The 19788-nt window shown below is 66.6% G+C and carries 16 protein-coding genes; 8 read left to right on the top strand and 8 right to left on the bottom strand.

Annotated features, from left to right (window positions below; translation table 11 throughout):
- Positions 1-54: 54 nt before the first annotated feature.
- From O1Q96_RS03305 to O1Q96_RS03295, 3 genes are all read right to left on the bottom strand, one after another.
- On the bottom strand, positions 55-1431 hold the full coding sequence (locus tag O1Q96_RS03305) for an FtsK/SpoIIIE domain-containing protein (RefSeq protein WP_269246775.1): 1377 nt from the start codon (positions 1429-1431) through the stop codon (positions 55-57).
- Complete coding sequence (locus O1Q96_RS03300; RefSeq protein WP_269246774.1) at positions 1431-1787, bottom strand: SCO3933 family regulatory protein; 357 nt, start codon at positions 1785-1787, stop codon at positions 1431-1433. Before O1Q96_RS03300 ends, O1Q96_RS03305 begins: the two co-directional genes overlap by 1 nt.
- A gap of 156 nt (positions 1788-1943) precedes the next feature.
- The gene (locus O1Q96_RS03295) at positions 1944-2729 is read right to left on the bottom strand and encodes a GntR family transcriptional regulator (RefSeq protein WP_143638777.1); all 786 of its coding nucleotides are present in this window, start codon (positions 2727-2729) and stop codon (positions 1944-1946) included.
- Between the two features lie 107 nt (positions 2730-2836).
- Between O1Q96_RS03295 and O1Q96_RS03290 the strand changes: the two genes are divergently transcribed.
- From O1Q96_RS03290 to O1Q96_RS03280, 3 genes are read left to right on the top strand one after another with little or no spacing between them, the layout of a single operon-like run.
- Entirely contained in the window at positions 2837-3244 is a 408-nt protein-coding gene (locus O1Q96_RS03290; RefSeq protein ID WP_269246773.1) for an NUDIX hydrolase, read from the top strand.
- Positions 3245-3290: 46 nt separating this feature from the next.
- Positions 3291-3719 (top strand): ATP-binding protein, encoded by a 429-nt coding sequence (locus tag O1Q96_RS03285; protein ID WP_269246772.1) that lies wholly within the window; start codon positions 3291-3293, stop codon positions 3717-3719.
- Positions 3713-4096: a hypothetical protein gene (locus O1Q96_RS03280; protein ID WP_269246771.1), complete on the top strand. Its 384-nt coding sequence runs from the start codon at positions 3713-3715 to the stop codon at positions 4094-4096. Before O1Q96_RS03285 ends, O1Q96_RS03280 begins: the two co-directional genes overlap by 7 nt.
- Before the next feature lie 414 nt (positions 4097-4510).
- Here O1Q96_RS03280 and O1Q96_RS03275 read toward each other — a convergent pair whose 3' ends face one another.
- A complete protein-coding gene (locus O1Q96_RS03275) occupies positions 4511-8413 on the bottom strand; it encodes an NACHT domain-containing protein (protein ID WP_269246770.1) in 3903 nt (1300 codons plus the stop codon).
- Positions 8414-8962: 549 nt separating this feature from the next.
- On the bottom strand, positions 8963-9292 hold the full coding sequence (locus O1Q96_RS03270; RefSeq protein ID WP_269246769.1) for a hypothetical protein: 330 nt from the start codon (positions 9290-9292) through the stop codon (positions 8963-8965).
- A gap of 710 nt (positions 9293-10002) precedes the next feature.
- Here O1Q96_RS03270 and O1Q96_RS03265 point away from each other — a divergent pair.
- Together O1Q96_RS03265 and O1Q96_RS03260 are read left to right on the top strand one after the other, a co-directional pair.
- Positions 10003-10329, top strand: a complete 327-nt coding sequence (locus O1Q96_RS03265) for a hypothetical protein (RefSeq protein ID WP_269253452.1) — start codon at positions 10003-10005, stop codon at positions 10327-10329.
- A gap of 208 nt (positions 10330-10537) precedes the next feature.
- Positions 10538-11134 (top strand): DUF4352 domain-containing protein, encoded by a 597-nt coding sequence (locus O1Q96_RS03260; protein ID WP_269246768.1) that lies wholly within the window; start codon positions 10538-10540, stop codon positions 11132-11134.
- Between the two features lie 74 nt (positions 11135-11208).
- Here the strand turns inward: O1Q96_RS03260 and O1Q96_RS03255 are convergent, their stop codons facing one another.
- From O1Q96_RS03255 to O1Q96_RS03245, 3 genes are all read right to left on the bottom strand, one after another.
- A complete protein-coding gene (locus tag O1Q96_RS03255; RefSeq protein ID WP_269246767.1) occupies positions 11209-12207 on the bottom strand; it encodes an SMP-30/gluconolactonase/LRE family protein in 999 nt (332 codons plus the stop codon).
- A 255-nt stretch (positions 12208-12462) separates the two neighbouring features.
- Positions 12463-13341, bottom strand: coding sequence for a TIGR03943 family putative permease subunit (locus tag O1Q96_RS03250; protein ID WP_269246766.1), 879 nt, complete (start codon positions 13339-13341; stop codon positions 12463-12465).
- Positions 13338-14348 (bottom strand): permease, encoded by a 1011-nt coding sequence (locus tag O1Q96_RS03245; RefSeq protein ID WP_269246765.1) that lies wholly within the window; start codon positions 14346-14348, stop codon positions 13338-13340. Before O1Q96_RS03245 ends, O1Q96_RS03250 begins: the two co-directional genes overlap by 4 nt.
- 219 nt (positions 14349-14567) lie before the next feature.
- Between O1Q96_RS03245 and O1Q96_RS03240 the strand changes: the two genes are divergently transcribed.
- The 3 genes from O1Q96_RS03240 (at position 14568) to O1Q96_RS03230 (ending at position 19727) form a co-directional block, all read left to right on the top strand.
- Positions 14568-16673 carry a potassium channel family protein gene (locus tag O1Q96_RS03240; RefSeq protein WP_269253451.1) on the top strand — a complete coding sequence of 702 codons (2106 nt, stop codon included), beginning with the start codon at positions 14568-14570 and terminating at the stop codon, positions 16671-16673.
- A gap of 175 nt (positions 16674-16848) precedes the next feature.
- Complete coding sequence (locus O1Q96_RS03235) at positions 16849-18690, top strand: S9 family peptidase (protein WP_269246764.1); 1842 nt, start codon at positions 16849-16851, stop codon at positions 18688-18690.
- Positions 18691-18809: 119 nt separating this feature from the next.
- A complete protein-coding gene (locus O1Q96_RS03230) occupies positions 18810-19727 on the top strand; it encodes an SURF1 family protein (protein ID WP_269246763.1) in 918 nt (305 codons plus the stop codon).
- The last annotated feature ends 61 nt before the right edge of the window (positions 19728-19788 follow it).

Below are 19788 nucleotides of genomic sequence, written 5' to 3'. Positions count from 1 at the left end.
ACGTGGCGCGAGGCGGTCACGCCGACCGAGGTGGAGCGATATGCGGCTAGCGGCTCAGTCGGTCACGGGTCGCGGCTGCAGGACCGGGGCCGGGGACTCGACCGGCCGTACGGGCACAGCGGGCCGGAAGGGCTTAAGCGCGGGCAGGTCGGGGACCAGGTCGGCCGACTCGTGGCAGATGTCGGCGGCGTCGCCGAGGGAGAGGTAGGGAGTGCGGATGCGGGACCAGCCGCCGGAGGTGTCACCGGCGACGGCGAGGCCGGGCCGTTCGGGAGCGATGGCGCAGGCGGCGGAGACCGCTTCGGAGGCGATGTCGCCGAGTGCCATTTTGGCGGAGGCTTCGTCGTTGACGCGGTGGCAGACACGTCCGGTGAGCTGGGCCCGCAGCATGGTTGCGCCCTTGCCCAGTTCGGCGCCGAAGCGCTGTCCGCAGACCTCCAGGTAGATCCCAGCGGCGCGGCCGAGCTGGGCGAGGCGGATGAGCTGGGTGACCATCTCGTCCCGCCGTTCCTCGTCCTTGCGCGTGGCGACGAGAAAGAGTTCGGCCACCTCGTCGACGAAGAGCACGACGGGCACGGGCCGTTCGTCCTCGGGCAGGCCCCAGATGTCGGAGGTGATCTCCTCGTCCGGCGTACCCGACGCGATGCCCTGCCGGGCCTTGATCAGGTCGTAGCGGTCCTCCATTTCCTTGATGAGCACGGGCAGAAGTTCGGCGGCCTGCTCGGGGTCGGTGGCAAGCGCCGAGAGCCGGGCGGCGAAGGGGGCCAGTTCCACACCGCGCTTGCAGTCGATGCCGACCAGAGCGACGGGCTGCCGGGCGAGTCCGGCGACGAGATGGCGCAGGTACATGGACTTGCCCGACAGCGTGGCGCCGAGGGTCAGTTGGTGGGGAACGGTCCGGTAGTCGCGTACAAAGGGCGTGGCGTCTTCCCGTAGCGCGACCGGTATTCGCAGGGGCCCGGTCGGGGACTTGCGCGGCATGCGGACCTTGCGCAGCACGTCGAAGCCGACGAGCCGCAGTTCGACGACACCGGGCTTGACCGTCGTCACGTACACGGCGTGGACGCCCCAGGCGTGCCGGAGCCGTTCGGCCGAGGCGGCGACGTCGGCAGGTTCCTGTCCCGGGGCGAGCCGCAGACGGAGCCGAAGCCCGGTCGAGGTGGGCCGGATGATGCCCCGACGCGGCGGAACGGGCCGGACCTCTCGCCGAGTGGTGGCCTTGACCGCCAGGACCCGCAGCCTGGAAGGGGCGACTGTCAGGCCGCAGGCTTCCATGACCGAGCTGTACGAGCTGAGCAGCCGCGCCGTGGAGAGCGGCAGCCCGACCGCGGACCAGTAGACGCCGGGGTGTTGGGCCCGGGCGTAGGCGGCCCCACCGCCGAGTGCGGCGACGGGACCACCCACCTCCAGAAGCGTTGCCAGGTCGGTCATCAGGCCGTGGCCCCCATGGCGGCCGGGAAGGCGGCCGGAGTGACGGCTGCGGCGCGGTAGGCGATGCCGTGGCGCTGCTGTCCGTTGAACACGCTCTCCCACGGCCGGGCCACCAGGCCGGGCAGCGCGACCGGAGCTCCCAGCGCCAGTCCTTCAGAGACTCCGCTCTCCGGGATGGTGACCTTGATCAGGGCCGACTCCCCTTCCTCGATGTAGACGACGCCGATCGTCATCAGTGCCTCGCCGCTGTTGACGTCCTTGGCGATCTCGCCGGTCTGCCGGTCGCGGACCTTGGGCTCGGGTGCCTCAGTCAGCAGGATCGTCGCGGCCGAGGTCTCCACACGGATGGTGCGCAAGATTTCTTCCTATCTACTCGTCTAGATGAGTTGCAGTCTGCGAACCCGGTGACTCCGGGAACGCGGCCCACTCTGACACACAACTTACCCACTCGTCTATACGAGTATGCGTGTTGGGCTATACGAGTCCGAAGAAGTGGCCTCGTGCACCGCCGGTTACGTGGCCGGAAGCTGGTACGACAGCACGTACGCGTCCGCCGCCATGACGGTGTCGCAGACCTCTACAGGCCGCTTTTCGGTGTCGTACGCGGTTCGGATGAGGTGGATCACCGGGACGCCCGAGGCGAGGTGCAGTGTCTTGACCTCGGTCGGCGAGGGCATCCGAGCTCGGATCTCTTCCTCGAAGTGGTCGAGTCGGTGGCCCAGTTCCTCAAGGCGGGCGTAGATGCCGCCGGGGCCGGGGTTGGGTTCGGCGATCTGCGTACCGCGGGCGATGTCGAGGGGAAGGTAGGAGGTGGCGAACTCGACCGGACGGCCGTCGAGGAGGTACCGGCGCCGCCGGGCGAGCACGCGTCGTACGGACCCGAGCCGGGCGGAGATGTCCTGCGTGGCCTTCTCCTCCTTGACCTCCAGGCTGTCCACCTTCGGGTGACTGCCGGCGGCGTCCGCTTCGACGATGAACGCGGACTTCCCCTGTTCACGATGACGCCTGGCGAACCGGTCGGAGGCGAGCCGCCGCACAGGCGGTCGCGGCCGGACGAACACTCCCTTCCCGTGCTCTGCGTGCACCAGGCCCTCGCCCTGGAGGACGGAGAAGGAGTTGCGGACGGTCATCCGGGACACGCCATAGTGCTCGACAAGCTCAGCTTCCGAAGGCAGCTTCTCCCCTTCGTTGAATCGCCCACGATCGATGGCCTCGCGCAGCTGGTCGGCGATCTGCCGGAACACCGCACGATCGCTCGTTGGATCCAGGCCACCGAGCAGGGACGGTAGAGAGGTCACGAGTACTCCTTTAGGTATCTAGACGAGTGGGCGAGTGTTGTTGCTACGGTTGAGAGCCTAGCGATCTGAGAGGGCCGAGGAACGTGACCGCTGACCGTCCGCACTCCGTGAGCGTTGCCGGAGTCATCATCGACGACCAGGGCCGAGCCCTCTTGATCCAGCGGCGCGACAACGGCCAGTGGGAGCCCCCGGGCGGCATCGTCGAGCCGGAGGAAACCCTCCCCGAGGCGCTTCAGAGGGAAGTCCTCGAAGAGACCGGCATCAAGATCGCACTTCCCGCGACCCTCACCGGGATCTACAAGAACATGACGGGCCTGATCGTCTCCATGGTCTTCCGCTGCGAGGCCGCCGACGGCACACCCACCACCGGGGACGAGACCCGCGCACTGCGATGGGCCACCCGCGAACAAGTCACCGACCTCGCCGACGAGGCGTACGCGATCCGTGTCCTGGACGCTCTCGACGCGTTGTCCCCGCCAGCCGTCCGCGCACACGACGGCGTCAAACTCGTCTAGCCCGAACCCGCTGCACATGGCGGCCTACCAGCACGAAGGAACTTGTATGCACGAGTATACGAGCACCGCCCGGGTCTGGGGACTCACTTGCCCAGGATTCCCCGAAGAGGTCAGCAGGGCCCGCCGCTGGACACGGGACATCCTCAGAGGCTCGCCACTGGCCGACGACGCCGCAGTGATCGTGAGCGAGCTGAGCGCGAACGCGATCCTCCACACCGCCAGCGGCCGGCAGTCGGGCAGCTTCCATCTGGCTCTCGCGATCTCACCGCAGATGATCACCCTGTCGGTCACCGATGACGGAGGCACCGGTGAGGCCCCCAAGGTCGAGCACCAGGACCAGGAGGCGGAACACGGCCGGGGACTGGGCATGGTCAGCGCGATCGCGCACCGGGTCGTGATCCACGACAGCGACGGCGGCCACACGGTCACCGCGGAACTCTTTACCGAGGTCCGCCCAGGGGGCCACCCATGCTGATGGACAAGCCGCAGTGGGGCTACTGGTGTGAGTGCTGGACGGAAGACCTCACGGAGGGAGGGGCGCCAGAGCTCCGAGCATCCTTCGATGCGCACTCAGCCCCGCAGGCCGACAGGTGGGTAGCGGTAGCTCTCCGCACGATCTCACCGGCACTCGATGCCGACGCATCCGACGAGGCTTGGGGGTGGCTGTACGAGGGCCGCATTCAGACCCGCCGAGCGCTCTTACGGATGCAGCCCTGCACAGTCTCAGTGACCCACGCCGGCACCCGCATCACTTGGACGATACGCCCAGTCGTCTTCCTGCCCCTCGCGCACAGACAGGGCATCGAACTGCCATCCTGCGCATACGACTTCAAGCCCCAGCAGACCTACTGAGTTACAACTTTCTCTACTGGTTCAAGGCGGCTCGCTCCGCTCCCCGCGCGCGGCCCGGCCCCCGGCCGGGCCTGCGCTCCTGTCTCCGCCCCGCTCCAGCCCGGCCGGGGGCCGGGCCGCGCACTGAGCATTCAGCCGCCCTATGCCAAAGAAGGGGTTCGTCGTGGCTGGGGCGGTCGGCTCCGCGGCTTTACGCAGCCACTTTGGCGCGAGCCTCGAAGATCATGGCCCCAACGTCGTGCTTTACCGGGCAGGTCCACAGACTGCCCGACGCGCCGGAAGCTTACGGGGCCATGATCACTCGCGCCAAAGCAGCTCCAGCCCAAAGCCGCTCCGCCGACCTCACCGTTTCTCTCCCCTGCTTCATATCTCAGGGATTCAAAATACTCATGAACTAAGGCTCATTCATCCCGCTCAGACAGGGCGCATCTCATTGAATGAGATCTCAGTCCAATGACTAGCCTGATAACTCAGGAGAAAGTCGTATGCGAAACGAAGATCATCGGTCCTCGGCAAGTCCCTTGCCGAGTCGATAAGGTCAACGACGAAGGAGTAGTCGCTGGGTTCCTGTCCAACCTTCATCAGAGAGAGCACCTGATGAAGCGAAAACTCTTTCTCGCCGATGCCTTGCCTCAGCACTTGCAACAACAGCCCTCTGTCGTCTCGCTCATGAGGCGGATCCATAGCCAGAACCGCCAAAGCGACGAGGCACTTGCTCACAAAGTCGGACGTGGGATCACACTTAACACGCTCCCACTCAGCCTTTATGAGGAGAGCATTTCGCTGATGAATAGGCGAAAATGAGGGCCTCGACAAAGCCATGCGTCCGAGTCCTACCTTGCTGAAATCCGCGACCCAACAATCCACCACGAATTCTGGACATCGCGGGATCCAAACGAAACCTGGTCGTAAGCCTTGTCCCTGGATGTTCAGGAGGTCTGCCCAGCCTTCGTCAGCGCCCAGAGCATCTAGCCACGACAAAAACCGTGACTGCCCATCAGGAAAGCAGTCCAAGATCCTTTCAAACATAGGCCTAGAGATGTCGATCCTGAAACGAGCACTATGCCGCACCGGCATATTCACGATTGCGTTCGCCAATTTTCGGCGCGATCTCAGATCCTGAATGGACTCTGCAATGTCGAGGAGCAGGGAAAGGTCAGTCGAATTCCAGACGCCAGAGTCGTATGCAGCTACGCTGAAGTTCGATGCCTCAAATGGAAAGAATGGCTCTCGGTCTTCACGCCAGGACTGAAAATTTGATTGAGCCAGATCCTGCAGATCATCTCGATCCCAAGCTTCTTCCAATGAGTGCCAGTCCGAAAGATCACCCATGTATCCAGATCGGATCAGGTCCGCTGCACTGTCCCCAACTTCCTCACGCAATCCAAATGCATAGAGGATCACCCATGGAAATCTTGCTGCGTGCAACATGTACTGATCCAGATCCGGGCCTTCGACACGAACCACTTCGGCCAGAGTGTCCTTGCTAGGATCCTCTGCAAATCGATGAATCTTTGCGAACCAGTGCTCCTCTGGGAAGCCCAATTCCATAGTCTCCCGGGCTCGTGAATTAACTGCATGACACGAATTTACAAGGAGTTGCAAGCCAAGACTTGGCGTATCAATTTTCAATCTGGTTGTCGGGCGCCCGATTGCACTATAGAAAGCTTGAGAGAGAGGCATTGCCCATTCGGGGAATTCGAATAAGCCACCAGAAGCGGGCAGTCCACGTCGAGCCCTAGACGGATCCGCCATCGCGCGCCTGCTTGCCGTAACCATCCGAATTGTCCGCACGGTGTCGATGGTGTTCTTAGGCTCGGTCGCGCTCGCCGTAACCCAGGCCGTGAGCGTCAAATTTTCGGCGTCTTCAGCAATGTTGACGAGGCTTCTGCGGTCGCGCTCTGTGCTTCTCCCGTAGATTTCACGCAGCACTTCGCCAGCCCACCGATCTTCATGGCCGGCACGAACGCCCAGAAAGATCAGGATGGACTCGCTAGGGATCCCACTCTTGCAGAGCTCCGGCTGCAAGAAGTCACGTGCTACTTCCATACCATCCGCGCTAATGGAGGCTGCCAGCAGCGACACGTGGCTGTTGGGCGGAAGGTGAAGGACCTTAAGTGCCTGCTCTAGAAGCATAGCTTCGTAACGAGGGGCTCTGACCATGCCGTCTCGCAGAATCTCCACTGCCAGTCGAGACCCTGTCAGAACTCGCCTTTGCAAGTGTCCGTAATGATCCGAGGCAGCGTTGAGCTCAGTCACGAGAGTAACAACCACATCGCGCAATGGCTTCCGGTTCTCGAAGATGTTGCCGAGCGCAAAGAGTAGTACGTTACGCCAGTGAGCGCTTACGGACATTGCTCTGAGGCGCTTCGGGATTTCCGCTTCAAAGCAGTTCATTATGGCATGCGCTGCCCAGAACTCCTGAAGCGAGCGGATCTCGAAACTTACCTCGTCTCTGCGCGACGGTACAAGGAAAACCAGACGATCGGTCGCCGCTCGACTGATCGCGGCTGTCAGCGAGTTTAGAGAATCACCCTTAAAACCCTCGCCCTTTAGTCGGTCGGCGATGATCATGTTGAGCTCTTCAAGAGTAAGGCGCGATGCCGTGTCACCGCTCCTCTCGCTTTTCGTCTGAAGTAACAAGCCAATATCAGCGTGAATTGAATTGATATCTGCCCGCCTGTCACGTAGCAGGTTACTCGCTGGCCCCTCTTTTTCAAGCTCCCGCTCATAAATGACTCGGTAATAATCAGCGAAGAGAGTGAACCTATCCTTCGGCGCTTTACCCATCCTGTCGAGCAGTACAGCCATGATGGTGACCTGAAGAGGAGTTGTCATGAGATGGGCTGTGGAATCTTCTGCAACAGCTTGCCGCAGCCGATCCATCAAGCGATCAACTTTATCATCCGCAGCCGACCCGTATCTTGCCTGAGCTAGTTTATGGCCATATGTAAGGGCGTTTTCGCTATCAAGCGGCATCAACGAGTAGTGCCGGTAGTGCATTGGGGAAAATTCTTCGGCATACCCTTGCGGCCTTGTAGTCGCAACAACAACAAGATCGGCATTTACTTCATCGGCGTCGAGTAGGAAATCATTGACGCAGTTGAGTACCTCATCTCGATTGCTCGATCCTGGAACCTCATCAAGGCCGTCGAGGATGAGCAACCAAGGGAAGTCTGCTAGCCAATTCTTTAGTTCACTTGACGTTACGTTGATCGCGCTTACCGCCGAAACTCGATAAGCCGCATACTCTAGAATGCTACTGAAATGCCCCTTAGCGATGCCATCCGCCAAGCTAGTCAGCGGAATCTTTAGCGGCCATCGACGAGCTTTCGGCGACAGGGATTCGCGGTCAGCTAGGGCTGTGATCCTGTTTACAGCAGTCCGAATCTCTGCGTTCCGTGAATACAGTTGCGTGTCTTTAATCAGGAGTGCTCGATAAAGCTGGCAAAGGAGCTGACTTACAGTACTCTTGCCCTGCCCCGGCCCGCCGACCAATACAAAACGATTGGCCTGATGAATCGGAGCCTCATTCTGTTTTTCATCCGGGCGATGGTTCGTGTCGCAAATAGAAATTAGTGTTTCCAGGCACTTTGCTTCGTCATCGGATTGGAAATCGTCTGCAACACTGATGGGTAGATCGACGAAGACGTCCGCCAGAGGGATGGTGCGGTCGTCCGCCGACCCAGCTTGGTCCAGATTTGCGAACCTTTCTCGTAGAATTTCTCTAGAAAGAAATCGCTTGATGGAAGTAACTACCTGCTCCCTGCGCCCCTCTTGCCCTTCATGGATGGAAGCCAGTACGTCACCAGGCAAAATCCACGCTGCATAAGATCGACGGATTCCGTCGTGAATCTCCAAAAACCTATCTAGGTTTTCAGAGTGCCAGATCATATACTCTTCGATATGAAGCCTGCGACACTCTTCTTTCATTACCTCCTGAACGCGATCAAAGCCACCAGTATTGGGCACCGCAGAAAGTTTTACATTTGAAGCAAAGATTACATATTTCGGTTTCGGCTTACGCTTTTTTGACGTATGCCATTCATTGAACTCCTTACGGATCTCCGAAATGAGCCAGTTAGCTTCCTCTGCAGGTGAGGCAGGGGTTGCCTTTTGCTTCACCTGGAGAATTCCATACCCATCCCAGACTGCGCCACCTTTTGGTGACACGGTGACTCCATCGAATGTTGCTTCTCTCCCACCGTCCGGCCCTGCCCCAAATACTGATACGCGCGGCCCTAGCTCGGCGACAGTGATTGATTGAACAAGGTTCTCGAATTCTCGCGGGCCCAGTTGGTAGAGATCAAATTTCATAGGGGGATTATGCACGCCCGCCGCCCTCGCCGTGCGGGTTTGCGTAGATTGGGTCCGGCGCCCGGCGCACTCACTGCGAGGCGCTACGAAGTGTCCCCCGACGAGCTGCCCCTGGTCAGTGAGCCAATCAGTCATACCTAGTCGCCCGGGTAGCTCGGGATGCTCTCCGGCCTACACGCTCGGCAAGCCTTCACTCCATCGGTGAGTGCTCACAGCGCCGATCGCCATGGGCTAGGGGCATCCGGTGCGACGCCGCGCTGTGTACGGGCCAGGTGCAACTGGACCCTGGCCTACCGTGCTTCTCACGTTCGCTAATGCTTCGCGGGTGTACGCGCTTGCCCACCTGCCTTCCCCGCAGCCTGTGTGACCTCGAATGATTGATCTCTGCGGAGCTACGGATCAGAAGCTTCTGACATCCACAACTGACATCAACGACGCCGGACAAGGGCGCACACCAGCAATCCTGTCGGACCATCACACCAGTCGATGACTGGTATCCGGAGTGGGCGTGGATCGAACTCCTAAAGCGGTGCTCACTCTTTACACCGCTCAGGACGAGGACGCGAAGCCAGTGGACTGGTCGAGGTGGAACGAGGAGCCCGGAGCCGTCGGAGTCCAACCCTCACGCAAGGCATGCCGAACAGCCGCGGCGACACCGGACGGCAGTACAGGCTCAGCCTCGCGGCCGATCCAGTTGCTCGGATGTGGCTGGTCGGTGATGACCACGAGCGTCATCCCCGGAGTGTTCACATGCTCCACCGCGAACGCACACGGCGACCAGGCCAGTCCCTGGCAGTACGTCGGCCGGCCCCGCACTCGCCAGCGGTAGACCGTGCCATCGACAACGATCCGTCTCGATCCTTTGCCGACCAGTGCCATGACTCCCTCCTTCAACAGCGAAGATGCTAGCGAGCCTGGCCCACCGACCGTCTCAGTTTCCGTCTCATTCAGCGCCGTTCACGGCCGTTCAGGCGGGACCCGGAGCCGTCCCCACACCGGCGGCCAGCCGCCCGTGAACCCAGGTGAACGCCCCTGCACACAGTCCAAGACCACACCACCACAGTTGGAAAGCGGGCGTCCGCCCCCGCGAGAGGGGTGCGCGGCCGGCGCTGGCAGGTCACCGCGTGGCCATCGACGAAGCCCGGCCGTCGGTTAGGTCCCGGACGAGTCTCCGAGCCGCCCCCAGACAGGCCGGGGATGAAGCCATCCCTTCAGAGCTGGAACCCCCGGAAGCCGACCGCGCGCCTGAGACCATAGACGCAAGCACTGACAACGCACCTGTCGGCGATCGACCGTTGAGCGGTGAGTGTCTAACTGAGTGACAACGCAGACGCACAACGGCGGACGCCCACGAACGTCTGCGGACCATCCGAGCAGGCCCGAGGTTCACCGGCTCAAGACCCAGCTCCCACCCAAGTTGCTTCGGGACGAAGAGGTCGTGGGTTCAAATCCCGCCACCCCGACAGCCACAACAGCAGGTGAGGCACCTACGGATTTCCGTAGGTGCCTCACCTGTTTCTGCGTGGTGGTGGGGGTCCAGGGCGGACACAACAGTGCGGATGTCAGACCCTGATGCAAGTGTGCCCGGCATGGAGACACCCAGTGCCCCTGACAACGGGGATGAGGAGCACGCCGTCATCGCGCACTTCCGGCTTGCCGGTGACGGTTTCGGTGACGTCGACCAGCGCGAGCGCGTCTTCACGGCCGAGCGGGAGATGGAGGCAGCGGCCGCAAGAGCTTGTGTCGGGGAGATCGACGGGAACGAGTTCGGAGGAGGCGAAGCTGTCGTGTATGCCTACGGGCCCGATGCTGATGCGTTGTTCAGGGTCCTGGAGCCGACTCTGCGCAGTCTGCCGTTCCGTCCGGCACACGTCGTTCTCCGGCGGGGCGACGGCGAGACACGCGTCGAGCTTTAGCTTGCCGTGGGGCGTCGCTGGGCGCACGACAGGCGTACGGTCCAGACTTCGTACGGTCCAGGACTCGATGTGGACCGGACGATCGTCGTCGATCTCTGACGAGAGGGCCCCGGACACGAGGATCTGTCGCGGCTCGGCGTGCGCGCAGGGTTCGGGGGGTGGAGCATTGGGGGTGTGCTGCCGGGGGTGGTGATACCCGGGAGGTCCGATGCGTCGTGCCGTTGGTTTCGTCCTCGCGGGGGTTCTGACCGCCGCCGTCAGCTGTTCCGGTGACAAGACGGTCACCACGGCGCCCGACAGTTCCCGGGCGACCAGTGCTCCGGCCGAGGCCGCTTCTTCCTCCGAGGCGCCCAGCCCCAGCCCCACACCCAGTCGTTCCTCCGCGGCAGCCATGGGCGAGACCCTGAATCTGACCGGCAACGAGAGCGGTGAGGCTCTCGCCGTCACCGTGGTGAAAGTCGTCGACCCCGCTGCCGCCGAGAACGAGTACTCCACTCCTGGCCCGGGCAAGAGGTTCGTCGCTGTTCAGTTCCGGTTGGAGAACACGGGTAGCGAGGTCTATTCCGACGCGCCCAGCAATGGAGCCAGGCTCGTGGACACCGAAGGGCAGCAGTTCGAGGCCACCTACCAAGGCACCTCCGCCGGCCCCGGTTTTCCCGGCAGCGTCACCATCGCGCCCGGCGACAGTGGACTGGGCTTCATCTCCTTCGAAGTTCCCGCCAACTCCGCGACGAGCAAAGTGCAGTTCACGATGAACAGCGGATTCTCCGCGAACACCGGGCAGTGGGACGTTCCGGCACCGTAAGGACCACCCAGACCGATGTGCTTGCCGGCTCGGACTGTTGATCCTCATCGTCGGCTGAGTCGGCGCGTTGTGCTTCAGAGGGGGACCGCGACCCCGTTGAACGTCGTTTCCGGGGTCTGAGGGCTCGTGAAGCGGGCGTTGACCAGGTACAGGCGGTTGCCGAAGCGGGCCGCTGTCGTGGGGACGTCGAAACGGGGGTCCGTGATCGTGCCCGTGAGGGTCGCCGTCGTGGACCCTGCGTTCAGGTGGAACACGGTGATGAGGTTCAGGCGGTTCTGGACCACGTACAACGTGCGGCCGATGCGGTAGAGGCCGTCGCCGTTGACGACGTCGGTCGCGCCGACCAGGGTGATCCTGGTGGCGTGGCCCGTCCTGAGGTTCACCTTGTAGAGCTCGCCCGGGGAGCTCTTGACCACGATCAGGGCGCGGCCGTCGGGGGTGCCGACGATGCCGTTGGCGTTGTTCACGTTGGGGGTCTGGACCCAGTCGCCGGTCAGGGGCAGGGTTCGTACGGCTCCGGCTTCAGCTCCGACTCCGGCTCGTGACCGGGGCCGGGAACCTGCTCGGCCTCGCGGGATCGCGTAGAGCGCGGCGGCGCGTGAGTCCGTGAACCAGGCCCGGTCGCCGAGAAGCGTCACGTCGTTGATGAAGTGGCCGGTTGCTTCCGTCAGTTGGTGTGTTGTGACCACTTCGCCCGTGCGGGAGTCATGGGTACGGGCCACACCCGTGTTGCCTGCCACGTACAACAGGCCGTCGTGGTCGAGTTTGAGGCCCACGGCCAGCAGGCCGGTGCCGCCCGCGAAGAGGATCCGGCCCTCGCCCGTACGCAGGTCGGTGCGGTACAGGGCGCCGTTGGCCCGCGAGCCCATGTACGCGTACGGCTTTCCGCCGATGGCTATGCCCTCGGGGAGGAAGCCGTCGGGGAGCGGGAACTCCGTCGGCCACGGGGCGGGGGAGGTGGAGGTCGTGGTGGCTGCGTTCGCCGTCCCGGCGCCGGTCGCCGCCGCGAGGGCGGTCAGAGCCGCGCCGCCCAGGAGCGCGCGCCTGGAGGGGGTGGGGTGGTTGCGGATCATGGTTCCGGGCCTCCGTGCGTGTGGGGTGGAGGGTGCGTGGGTGAGGGGGGTGGGGTTGCTGGGGCGCGTGGCTTGTGGGGCGGCCGATCCGTGCCAGGGACTGGGCCGGTGGGCCCCAACTCTGGTGACGGATCCGTTGGTTCACGGCAGCCGCTCGTTTCATCCTGGCCCAACCCCGGCCCTTCTCCCCCGCGTGTGCCCGGTATCGACAGAGGATCGACAGGTTGGCCGGCGCGTTCCGTCGTGGGCCGCCGCTCAGCCGTTCCAGCTCTCGTCGTACGGGTCCCGGGGTGCCGCGACCGGCTTCGCGGCGGTGACGTCGAGGAACGGGATGATGCCGTTGTTCACCGGGTCCTTGGTCCGTTTCGCGGTGTAGGTGCCGGTGACCTCCAGCCATGTGTCCGGTTGCAGGACGGGAGGCGTCCGGCCGGTCAGCCCTATTTTCACCGGCACGGCGTCGGCGGCGCAGCAACTGAGCGCCATACGCACCAGGTAGGGGGTGCCGTCGCGGCCCACGGCCACGAAGCCGGCGGTCTTGATGCGGCGGCCGTCGAGCGAGCGGCCGTGGTCGTAGGCCGCGCGGCCCGCGTAGTCGACGAGGCTCAGGCGGACGGTGTCCCCCGGGGGGAGGTCGGCGAAGCCCCACGGTTGTTCCTGAAGGGCGGTGCCCGCGCGCAGGGCGCTGTACGAACCGAGAGCGGGCGGGGAGACGAGGATCAGGGCGAGGAGCGGGAGGACCAGCAGCCAGGCGATACGGGGTTCGCGATGGGGATGGGGGTGGAGGTGGGGCTCCGCCTCCCTTTCCGCGTGGGCGGGCTCGTCTTCCCTGTCGCGGCAGGGGGCGGGGTCGGGTTCGCCGTCACCCTCGCGGCCCTTGTCGTCCTCGTCACCGGCGCCCAGGGCTGAAGCAGGAGTCCGGGCAGCGCTCGTGTCGGCGTGGGCCGTCCGGGTGCGTGAGTCCTTGCGTTCGTACCAGACCGTCGCGACCGCCGTGGCGATCAGGACGGCCCCCGCCGCCAGCAGCAACGGCTGCAACCCCGCCTTCACGTACCGCAGATGGAGATCTGTGAGGCCCACGTGCAGGATCGCTCCGCCGGTGAGGAGGAGCACGGCTGCCTGTGCCTGGCGGTTCACAGGAGCACCGCCCCTACCAGCGACGACACCAGGACGGCCAGCGTGAACGTGGCGGGCGCGAAGCGCAGGGCGAACTCGCGGCCGAACGTGGCGGTCTGCATGGCGAAGAGCTTCAGGTCGATCATCGGGCCGACGACCAGGAAGGTCAGCCGGGCCGTGAGCGAGAACTGGGTGAGGGACGCGGCCACGAACGCGTCCGCCTCGGAGCAGATGGAGAGGAGTACGGCCAGAACGGCCAGGGCGAGGATCGACACCACCATGTTGTCGGCGGCGAGGCTGAGCCAGTCCGCCGGGACCACCGCCTTGAGCGTGGCCGCGGCCATCGCGCCGACGACCAGGAACCCTCCCGCGTGCATCACGTCGTGCCGTACGGATCCCCAGAACGCCGCCCCTCTGCCGAGGCCCTCGGAGGAGGGGCGGGCCGGTGGGCGCAACCAGTCGGCACGGCCCAGCCGCTGCCAGAGCCAGCCCATCGCGCAGGCCACCAGCAGGCTCGCCACGAAACGGGCCAGGACCATCCGCGGCTCGCCCGGGAACGCGACGGCCGTCGCGGTCAGCACGATCGGGTTGATCGCCGGGGCCGACAGCAGGAACGCCAGCGCCGCCGCGGGCGTGACACCCCGGCGCACCAGCGCTCCGGCCACCGGCACGGACGCGCACTCGCACCCGGGCAGCACCGCCCCGGCCATGCCTGCGACCGGTACCGCGAGGGCGGGCCGGGCCGGCAGCGCGCGGGCGAAGAACGACGGCGGGACGAACACCGCGATGACCGCCGACAGCAGCACACCGAGTACGAGGAAGGGCAGCGCCTGCACGATCACCGCGACGAACACGGTCATCCAGCTCTGCATCACGGGCGCCGACAGCGCTCCGCGGATCGGGCCCTGCAGCACGACTCCCGCGAGGAGCAGCATGGTCAGGACGAGAGGCGAGTTGAACTGCCAGCCCTGCCGCTCGTCCGTCTCACGGTCCTCAACCTTGGGCGGCGCTGTGTTGGTTGTGGTCACGGGAGAGGTACCTCCGGTAGGGGAGGGCTTCGTCGGTGGATCGCCCTCCACCTTCAGTACGCCCGTTCGGGCACAGCTTCTCATCCCGGCTTCCGGCCGGGATCGGGCGTCGGCTCCGCCGCGGCAGGCCTGTGTGCAACCGTCCGTGCTCGTGAGGCACTCTGTGATGTTGTGGTGAGCCTTCCGGATCAGAGCGGGTCGGACGATCGTGCCGCGCACATGGTGGTGTGCGGAGACGATGCCCTGGCGCACCGGCTCGCGGCCGAGTTGCGCGGTGTCTACGGGGAGCGGGTCACGCTGGTCGTGCCGTCCGCCGAGCGGACCGAGCGGCCACCGGTCGTCGGCCGGGCGCGTGCCTCGACACTGCTCGACCGCGTGTCGGCGGCGATGACCCGGGCCGCGGGCAACGGCGTCACCGGCGCCGGAAGCGGAAGTGCGGTCGGCAGTGGAGGCGCAGCCGGGAGCGGAGGCGGCGGGACCAGCGGCGGAAGCAGCGGCAGTGGCGCGAGTGGCAGCGGTGGTGACGGCGCGTCCGGTCGCCGCGCCGGTGGTTCCGAAGGGCCGCGCTCCGCACGCGTGTTGGAGGCCGCGGTCCTGACCGAGGCCGTGCTCGCCGAGGCCGGCGTGGAGCACGCCGCCGCGCTGGCACTCGTCCATGACGACGACGAGACGAACATCCGCGCCGCTCTGATGGCGCGCCGGCTCAACCCGCGTCTGCGCCTGGTCGTCCGGCTCTACAACCGCCGTCTCGGCCAGCACATCGAGGCCCTGCTCGACCAGGCGTCCGCCCTGGCCATGGCGGGAGTCGGGGAGTCCGCGGACGCGCCCGTACCCGGCCTCCTGGACGCCTCCACGACCGTGCTCTCCGACGCGGACACCGCCGCGCCCGCGCTGGCGGCCACCGCGGTGGCAGGTACCAGCAAGGTCGTGCAGACCGACGGGCTGATGCTGCGGGCCGTGGAACGCCGGCCGCCGGGGCCCGGAGAGGTCGCCGACCCCGGGCTGTGCACGCTGGCCCTGCTCTCGGCCACGACCAACGACCCGGCCGGGGCGGACGGTTCGGAGAGCAGCGGTGAGCACGGGCCGCGGCTGCTGCCCGACGAGGCGTCCGTGGCCGCCGCGACCGGCCGCGGCACCATCGTCCTGGAGACCGTGTCGTACTCCGGTCCCCCGCTCCCGCCGGGCCGCAGCGTGCTGCCCATCGGCAGGCTGTTCTCCCGACGGCTGCGCTGGTCCTTCGCCGGTCTGGTGGCCTGTGTGGTCGCGCTCGCCGTCGCGTCCATGGCCATCACGGGCGCCCATCCGCTGCACGCCACCTACCTGACCCTCCTCGACCTCTTCGCGATCAACGATCCCGCGCTCGGCGACCCCCTCGGCCGGCAGATCCTCCAGCTCCTCTCCGGTCTCGTCGGGCTGCTGCTGCTTCCGGTGCTCCTCGCGGCCGTCCTGGAGGGCCTCGGTACGTTCCGCAGCGGGTCGGCGCTGCGGAAACCGCCGCGGGGGCTCTCCGGTCACGTCGTACTCCTCGGCGTCGGCAAGATCGGTACGCGCGTCCTCGCGCGCCTTCGCGAACTCGACATCCCCGTGGTGTGCGTCGAGGCGGACCCCGAAGCACGAGGGCTCGCGCTGGCACGTCGGCTGCGGGTGCCCGTCGTGCTCGGCGATGTCACCCAGGAGGGCGTCCTGGAAGCCGCCAAGATCCATCGGGCACACGCTCTGCTGGCCCTGACCAGCGCCGACACCACCAACCTCGAAGCCGCCCTGTACGCGAGGTCGGTGCGCCCCGATCTGCGCGTCGTCCTACGGCTGTACGACGACGACTTCGCCACGGCCGTCTACCGCACCCTGCGCGCCACGCACCCGCACGCGCTCACCCGCAGCCGGAGCGTCTCCCACCTGGCCGCGCCCGCGTTCGCCGGGGCGATGATGGGCCGCCAGATCCTGGGGGCGATCCCCGTGGAACGCCGGGTCCTGCTCTTCGCGGCCCTGGATGTGTCGGGGCATCCGCAGCTGGAGGGCCGTACCGTCGCCGAGGCGTTCCGTGCCGGGTCGTGGCGGGTGCTGGCCCTGGACACGGCCGCTCCGGCGGGCCGCCGCACCCGCCAGCAGCCCGTCCCGGCGCCGACAGCGCCGGACCGTACCGCGCCACCGGCCCCGCCGGCCCCGGGCCGCGACGCCTCGGTCCCGGAACGGCCGTCCGGCCTGGTCTGGGACCTGCCGCCCACCTACGTGCTCGGGTCCGGGGACCGCGTCGTCATCGCCGCCACCCGACGAGGCCTCGCCGAACTGCTGGGCCGGCGCCCCCGGGAACGCACGGGCCCGTAGCCGTCGGTGGCCTGCCGTGCGGTGCTGAGCGGCTGGTGGCTCGGCACCTGACAACCGGCCCTGACCTGCGCGGATCAGGATTCCGGCTCTTCCGCGGCGGTCTTCGCCGGGAGAGTTTTCCACAGGCTGGGGACCCCGGCGGCGGAATGTCGTCCGGGGCGTGCAGTATGGGGCCATGACTGAGAGCAACCGGGCGATCCCGCACGACGGAACCATGCCCGACTGGGAAAAGCGCTTCCGGGCGCCGCGGGTGTCCTTGCCGGACTGGGCGGAGGACGCTCCGCACCGGTCCCTGTTCGTGTCGAACGCGACAGGGACGTACGAGTTGTACGCGTGGGACCGTGAGACGGGCGCCCAGCGCCAGGTCACGGACCGCCCCAACGGGACGACGGACGGCGTGCTGTCGCCGGACGGCGAGTGGATCTGGTGGTTCGACGACAAGGACGGGGACGAGTTCGGGATCTGGCGGCGGCAGCCGTTCGCCGGGGCCGGCGGTGACGGTGGCGCGGCCGTTCCCGACGGGCCCGCGGCTCCCGGGCTCGCCCCCTCCTATCCCGCGGGCCTAGCGCTCGGCCGGGACGGGCGGACGGCGATCGTCGGCAGGTCGACCGACGAGGACGGGTCGACGATCTACGTCAGCCGGACCGGCGAGGACCCCGTCGAGGTCTACCGGCACCGGGAGTCGGCCGGGGTCGGCGACCTCTCGCACGACGGCTCGCTGATCGCGATCGAGCACACCGAGCACGGTGACGCGATGCACTCCGCGCTGCGGGTGCTGCGGATGGACGGTTCGGCGGTGGCGGAGCTGGACGACACCAAGGGCGGCACGGTCGAGCTGGGCCTGGAGGTGCTGGGCTTCGCCCCGGTCGACGGGGACACGCGACTGCTCGTCGGGCACCAGCGGCGCGGGCGCTGGGAGCCGATGGTGTGGGACGTGGCGTCCGGCGAGGAGACGGACCTGGCGCTGACCTCGCAGCTGGACGGCGACCTGAGCGCCGAGTGGTATCCGGACGGCTCCGCCCTGCTGGTGGTCAACAGCTTCGAGGCGCGCAGCGAGCTGTGGAGGTTCGACCTGGCGGCCCGTCACCTGGAGCGGGTTCCCACGCCGAAGGGCACGGTGTCGGGTGCGACGGCCCGCCCGGACGGCAGCGTGGAGTTCCTGTGGTCGTCGGCCGCGCAGCCGCCGGTGGTCCGGTCGACGTCCGGTGAGGTCGTCCTGGACCCGCCCGGCATGAAGGCACCGGAGTCGGTGCCTGTCGAGGACGTGTGGGTGACGGGCCCCGGCGGCCGCATCCACGCCCTCGTGCAGCGGCCCGCCGGAGTGAGCGGCCCCCTGCCGACCGTCTTCGACATCCACGGCGGCCCGACCTGGCACGACAGCGACTCGTTCGGGGCGGGCCCGGCGGCCTGGGTGGACCACGGGTACATGGTGGTCAGGGTCAACTACCGGGGTTCCACGGGGTACGGGAGGGAGTGGACGGACGCCCTCAAGCACCGGGTCGGTCTGATCGAGCTGGAGGACATCGAGGCCGTACGGGAGTGGGCGGTCTCGTCCGGGCTCGCCGACCCGGCCCGGCTGATCCTCACGGGCGGCTCGTGGGGCGGCTACCTGACCCTGCTCGGGCTCGGTACGCAGCCCGAGGCGTGGGCGCTCGGCATCGCCGCGGTACCGGTCGCGGACTATGTCACGGCGTACCACGACGAGATGGAGGCCCTGAAGGCGATGGACCGCACGCTGCTCGGCGGCACCCCGGAGGAGGTTCCCGAGCGTTTCGAGGCGTCGTCCCCGCTGACGTACGTCGACGCGGTGAAGGCGCCGGTCTACATCTCCGCCGGGGTCAACGACCCGCGCTGTCCGATCCGCCAGGTGGAGAACTACGTGGTCAGGCTCGCCGCGCGGGACGCGGACCACGAGGTGTACCGCTACGACGCGGGGCACGGTTCGCTGGTCGTGGACGAGCGGATCAAGCAGGTCCGGCTGGAGCTCGACTTCGCGGAGCGACACCTGGGCAGGTGACCGCGCCGGCGGCCGCGCCCGCCCCCGGCTGTCCCATGGCACCGAGCGCCCTCGCGGGAGGGCCCGGCTGAGGCACCCCCTCGACCGGGGCCTCCGCGAGGGCCCGTACCTTTGAGGTTGTGTACCGGTTCCTGCTGACGCCCCGCTGGTGGGGGATCAACGTCTTCGTGCTGTTGGCCATCCCCTTCTGCATCTTCATGGGGTCATGGCAGTTGGGGCGGTTCGAGGACCGGGTCCAGGACCATCGCGACGCCGGTGAGCAGGCCACGGCGGCCAAAACGCAGGCGGCACGGCCGCTCGCCGAGCTGCTGCCGGTGGACAAGGAGACGTCGGGCAAGCAGGCCACGGCGACGGGCCGGTACGGGAAGCAGTTGCTCGTGCCGGACCGGGAGCTGGACGACAAGCCCGGCTTCTACGTTCTGACGATGCTGCGTACCGACGACGGCAGGGCCCTGCCGGTGGTCCGGGGCTGGCTCCCCGGTGACGCCGACACCGCGAAGGCCCCGGCGGTTCCGGCCGGCGAGGTCACCGTGACCGGGGCGCTCCAGGCATCGGAGACACCCGGGTCGAACGGCGTGCCCGCTGCCGGTGGGCTCCCCGCCGGGCAGACCGGTGCGATCAGCTCGGCGTCACTGGTGAATCTCGTGCCGTACGAGGTGTACGACGCGTGGATCACTCTCGCCGAGGCGGACGCGGGCATGAAGGCCGTGCCCGCCACGGCTCCCTCGGACACGGGTCTGGACCTGAAGGCCTTCCAGAACCTGGGCTACACCGGTGAGTGGTTCGTCTTCGCGGGCTTCGTCGTCTTCATGTGGTTCCGGCTGATGCGGCGTGAGGTGGAGTTCGCCGAGGACGCGGAGCTGGGTCTCACGGAGGAGGCTCCCTCGGAGGGCGAGGCCTCCCGGGACGGCACCGGCGGCGAGGCCGCCGCGGGCCGCAGCGAGACGGCCGAAACAGCCCCGGACACCCCCGTCGGGGCCGCGGACGGCCGCGCTGACACCAACACCGCGAAGGTGTCGTCCTCTCCCACGGCCTGACGTCCCCCGGGGCTGCCGGTCCCGGAGCGACCTACTCGGCGGACCCGCCCAGCCAACGGCC

Source organism: Streptomyces aurantiacus (assembly GCF_027107535.1).
Taxonomy (GTDB): Bacteria; Actinomycetota; Actinomycetes; order Streptomycetales; family Streptomycetaceae; genus Streptomyces.
This window is presented reverse-complemented; position numbering and strand designations above follow the sequence as displayed.